This window comes from Bartonella sp. AP65SXKL, from assembly GCF_042195725.1.
GTDB lineage: Bacteria > Pseudomonadota > Alphaproteobacteria > Rhizobiales > Rhizobiaceae > Bartonella.
The window spans coordinates 265323-269872 of record NZ_JBHIOW010000002.1; the positions used below are offsets into that span (position 1 = coordinate 265323).

Annotated in this window: 1 protein-coding gene and 1 pseudogene; both read left to right on the forward strand. The window is 38.9% G+C overall.

The window, feature by feature from the left end; genetic code table 11:
* The coding region (locus ACFIMP_RS02435; protein WP_375685957.1) for a Vomp family autotransporter at positions 1 to 1551 on the forward strand (1551 nt) is incomplete at its 5' end.
* A gap of 825 nt (positions 1552 to 2376) precedes the next feature.
* Positions 2377 to 4550, forward strand: a pseudogene (locus ACFIMP_RS02440) (hypothetical protein); the annotation flags it as partial.

Consider the following 4550-nt stretch of genomic DNA (forward strand, 5'->3'; position numbering starts at 1 on the left):
AAGACTACAGCACCCGTTTCCCTCCATAATGTTAAAGATGGGAAAATTGCTGAAGATTCGCATGATGCGATCAATGGGAACCAAATTAATAAAATATCTGGAGATATAGCAAATTATTTTGGTGGTGGTGCCTCGTTCGAAAATGGTGCTTTTAAAGGACCAAACTATAGTTTATCTGTTATTGTTGAAGATGGTCAGGTGGCAAAAGCCAATTATCATGATGTTGGCTCAGCTTTGAGTGGTCTCGATGCAAATGTGAAGAGTGTGAATAGTCATCTCACGAATGTGGTCAATAATTTTACACAACAAATCAATGATATTACACAAGAAGTCAAAGGGGATGCTTTGTTGTGGAGCAATGATGAGCAGGCATTTGTAGCACAGCATGGAGAGGAAAAAACCAATAGCAAAATTAAGTTTCTTGCCAATGGAGATATTTCTGCTAATTCAACCGATGCTATAAATGGTTCGCAACTTTATTTGATGAGTAATCAGCTTGCTGCATATTTTGGTGGTGGCGCTGGCTATAATAATGGAGAATGGACTGCTCCTACTTTCAAGATAGCACAATTCAAGGCTGACGGGAGCTCTGGTGAAAAGAAGGATTATCATAACGTTGCCAGTGCTTTTGACGGCGTAAGTGAGAGTATGTCTAAGATAAACGACCGTATTCAAAGTGTTGAAAACAATGTCTCGTCCAATGGTTTAAATTGGAATGAGCAGAAAAAAGCTTATGACGCTAGCCATGATGGTCAACCAAGTAAGATTATCAATGTAGCAGATGGTAAAATTGCAGAAGGTTCAAAAGATGCAGTCAATGGTGGACAGCTTTGGGAAACCAACGAACGTATCACTGGCGTTGAAAAAGATATTAAGCATATTGAAAACAGAGTCGACAATATTTCCACTACGGTTACGAATATTGGTGAAACGGTTTTCAATATTGAAGACAGAGTTGATAATATTGAGAACACGGTTAATAATCTTTCTGATGGTGCAGTTAACTATGATAAAGATGCTGATGGTAAAAAAACCAATAAGATCACTCTAAAAGGTGGCAACGAAAGTGAACCTGTTATGATTGATAATGTTGCCAATGGTCGCATTGAACAAGGTTCGAAAGAAGCTGTGAATGGTGGTCAACTACATGATTACACTCAGCAACAGATGAAAATTGTTCTCGATGATGCAAAAAAATATACGGATAGTCGGGTGGATAATATTGTTATTAATGCCATTGATGATGCTGTTGATCGGTCTGACCGATATACAGATATGAAGTTTAATATTTTAAGTTATGACATTAAGAGCGTACGGAAAGAGGCAAGGCAAGCAGCCGCCGTTGGTCTAGCAGTATCCAACCTACGTTACTTTGACGAGCCGGGATCTTTGAGTGTCTCATTTGGTAGCGGCGCATGGCGTGGACAATCCGCATTTGCCCTTGGTGCTGGTTATACATCTGAAAACGGAAAAATCCGCTCTAATCTCTCTGCCACGAGTGCTGGTGGTCATTGGGGCATAGGTGGTGCAATCACTCTGAAAATAAAATAATACGAACAACGAAAATAGAACAAAACATCCACCCTTATTTATTGAAATAAGGGTGGATATTTTTTTTTACAGACGCACAGTATTTATCTAGAGATAAGCATAATATTTGATGAGGCTATAAACTGTGAGGTTTTATAGAAGATTTTTCTATATTTTGTTGAAAAAAGATCACAGTAGAATCCATATTGCTAAAAAGCTATATTTTTATGTTGCTATTTTCTTGAACAGCCTATAGCAATATGGGAGTGTATATTAGTAAGACTCATTTTGATAAAATAATTCAAAGGGGGATAAGTAGTGCGTAAAGATAAAAGGTACATCACGGGACCGCGCATATATCATTATATGATATATTAAAAAGAAAAAATCCAACTAAAAAGCCAGTTATCCAAGGAAAACTATATTCCGGACATATTACAATTTCTTTTTACTTTACTTATTATTAATAAAACCATGCTTTCTAATAAAAATAAAGTCTATAATTAGGAAAATACATACTAAAACCTAGTACAAAGGATTTTATAGTAACCACTACCAAGTAAAATGTAATATTAAATATAAAGACCCCTTTTTAGTTAGAAAAAACAGCACACTAAAAAACTTAGACTCTAAATGTGTCATCTTTATGTCCACAAAACATAATCAAAAAGACAAACATTTAGGTCTCAATACAAAGAGCACAAACAAAACAAGACTAAAGACTCAAAATGTTCACACTCTAAGCAATGATCGTCTACTCTGAATTCCAAAGACATCAATAATGCTAAAATGTGTCTTTTTTATGTTTTGGAGGTGTTTTTAAGTTTTTTCATTGGAGAGTTTGTTATGAAAAAATTATATGCCCCACAAGCAGCGAGTGAATTAAAACGTTCTCGTTTTTCTTTTGTTAAAGTTCTTTCGTTGGCTATAGCGGCTACATTCTTATCGAATGTTACTCCTAGTTTTTCGGCAAATGTCGATTTAAGCAAAATGTTCCTTGAAGGTGTCGAGAGCGCTGTTGTAGGAGCTCCACAAAATGTTATCTCTGCTTATGATGGCGATAACAGTGATTTAGAGGCTTCTAGTGCATCAAAGGAAAATTATATAACAGCGTTGAGTGTTGCGACGACACCTAAGGTGGATGTTGCCAGTGACTACGCAAATTTTCTCATCAATACTCTTTCTAGTAACAGTGATAATAATTCCACAATAAATGCTTTGACGACAAATGCTTTGACAACAAGACAACTCATTCCTGTTAGTCAACTGCAGCGAGGTGGTGGCAGAGGTATTGAGTTGGGTGAGGGGGCGAATGCGCCCTCTGTGTCGTCTATTGCGATAGGCAATAAGCAAGACTGTGAAGGCAAAAACTGTTATTACTACGCTGCACGTGCGTTAGCTGAAAGAGCGATAGCTATCGGTTTATCAGCTGATGTTGAAAATTATGAGGGGATTGGTATTGGTACTAATGCAACAGTATCAGCTGATAATGGTGTTGGTGTAGGTGCCTTTACACAGGCGACAGCAAAAAATGCTATCGCTTTGGGGTATGCAGCAGAGGCGACAGGTTTGAGTAGTATTTCTATAGGGCGCTCGGCGCACTCTTTGGGCCAGCATAGTATCGCAATAGGTTCTGAAGATACTAAAGATGATTATACAACTGCGAAGGCTGATTATTCAACGGCTGTTGGTTCTGTTTCTAAAGCTTTGGAATATGCTACGACTGCTATAGGACATCGTGCAAAGTCAGCCGCAAAGAATGCTACTGCTTTGGGTTTTTATTCAGAAGCAACGGCAGAAGGGAGTGTTGCTCTAGGAAGCGATTCTGTATCTGATAGGGCTGCCTCTGCTTTGGGTTACACTTCTTTGTTGCAGGGTCCTTCACAAAGCGCCGAGGCGCAATGGAAAAGTACGCAGGGTGCCGTTAGTGTTGGTAATTCTAGTAAGGGCATAACGCGGCAGATTACAGGTGTAGCAGCTGGTAGTGAACTTACTGATGCAGTAAATGTTGTACAGTTAAAAGACTTAGAAAGTGTCGTAAGAAATGGTGGTTGGAAACTATCTGTTGGGGGTAAGGATGGTAAGAGCGTTATCATGGACAGCGCGGTAGATTTTTCCGCTGGAAGTACAAATCTTACGATTACAAAAGGTGATGAAGACAATAATATAAAATTTGATCTAGCTAAGGAAATCGCAGTCAATAAAGTAAATGCAGGAAGCAGTACCTTAGATGCAACAGGCTTAGTGATTACAGGTGGACCGAAAATAATCATTTCTGGGATAGATGCTGGGGGTAAAAAGATTACAGGAGTGTCGGATGGCACTGGAGCGAACGATGCAGTTAATTTTTCACAGTTAAGCAAAACCAATGAGGGTCTTTCGTCCACAGCGAGAAATCTGGAAAAGGCTATGGCGAATACATCAAAATATTTTGGTGGAGGTGCAGGAGTTGCTGGTTCTGACATGACGGGACCAACTTATAACTTATCCAAGATTGATACAAAGGGTAATATAACAGAGGGCTCTTTTAAAGATGTTGGTAGTGCATTTACTGGTCTTGATACAAATATCAAGAATGTGAATGCACGGATTAAAGAAGTTTCTGAAGGAGTAGCACAGGATTCTTTGTTATGGAATGATGAAGCCAATGCCTTTGTAGCGCGTCATGAGAAGAAGCAAGAAGAAAAAGGCAGAGTTGTAAGGACACAGGAAAACAGTAGAATTACGTTTCTAGAAAAGGCTGAGATCAGCCCCGGCTCAACGGATGCTGTCATTGGTAGTCAACTTTATGCAATGGGTAACACGCTTGCAACCTATTTTGGTGGTGGTGCTGGTTATGATGAAGTGGGCATATGGAAAGCACCGGATTTCAAGATCAAGCAGTTTAGTGAGGATGGTACTTCTTTTGACAAGAATTATAAGAATGTAGCTGATGCACTTACAGGTGTTGGAAGTTCTATCACGAATGTTCAGAATAAATTGACTGAACAGGTTAATAATGTGATTACCAAAGTGGAAAG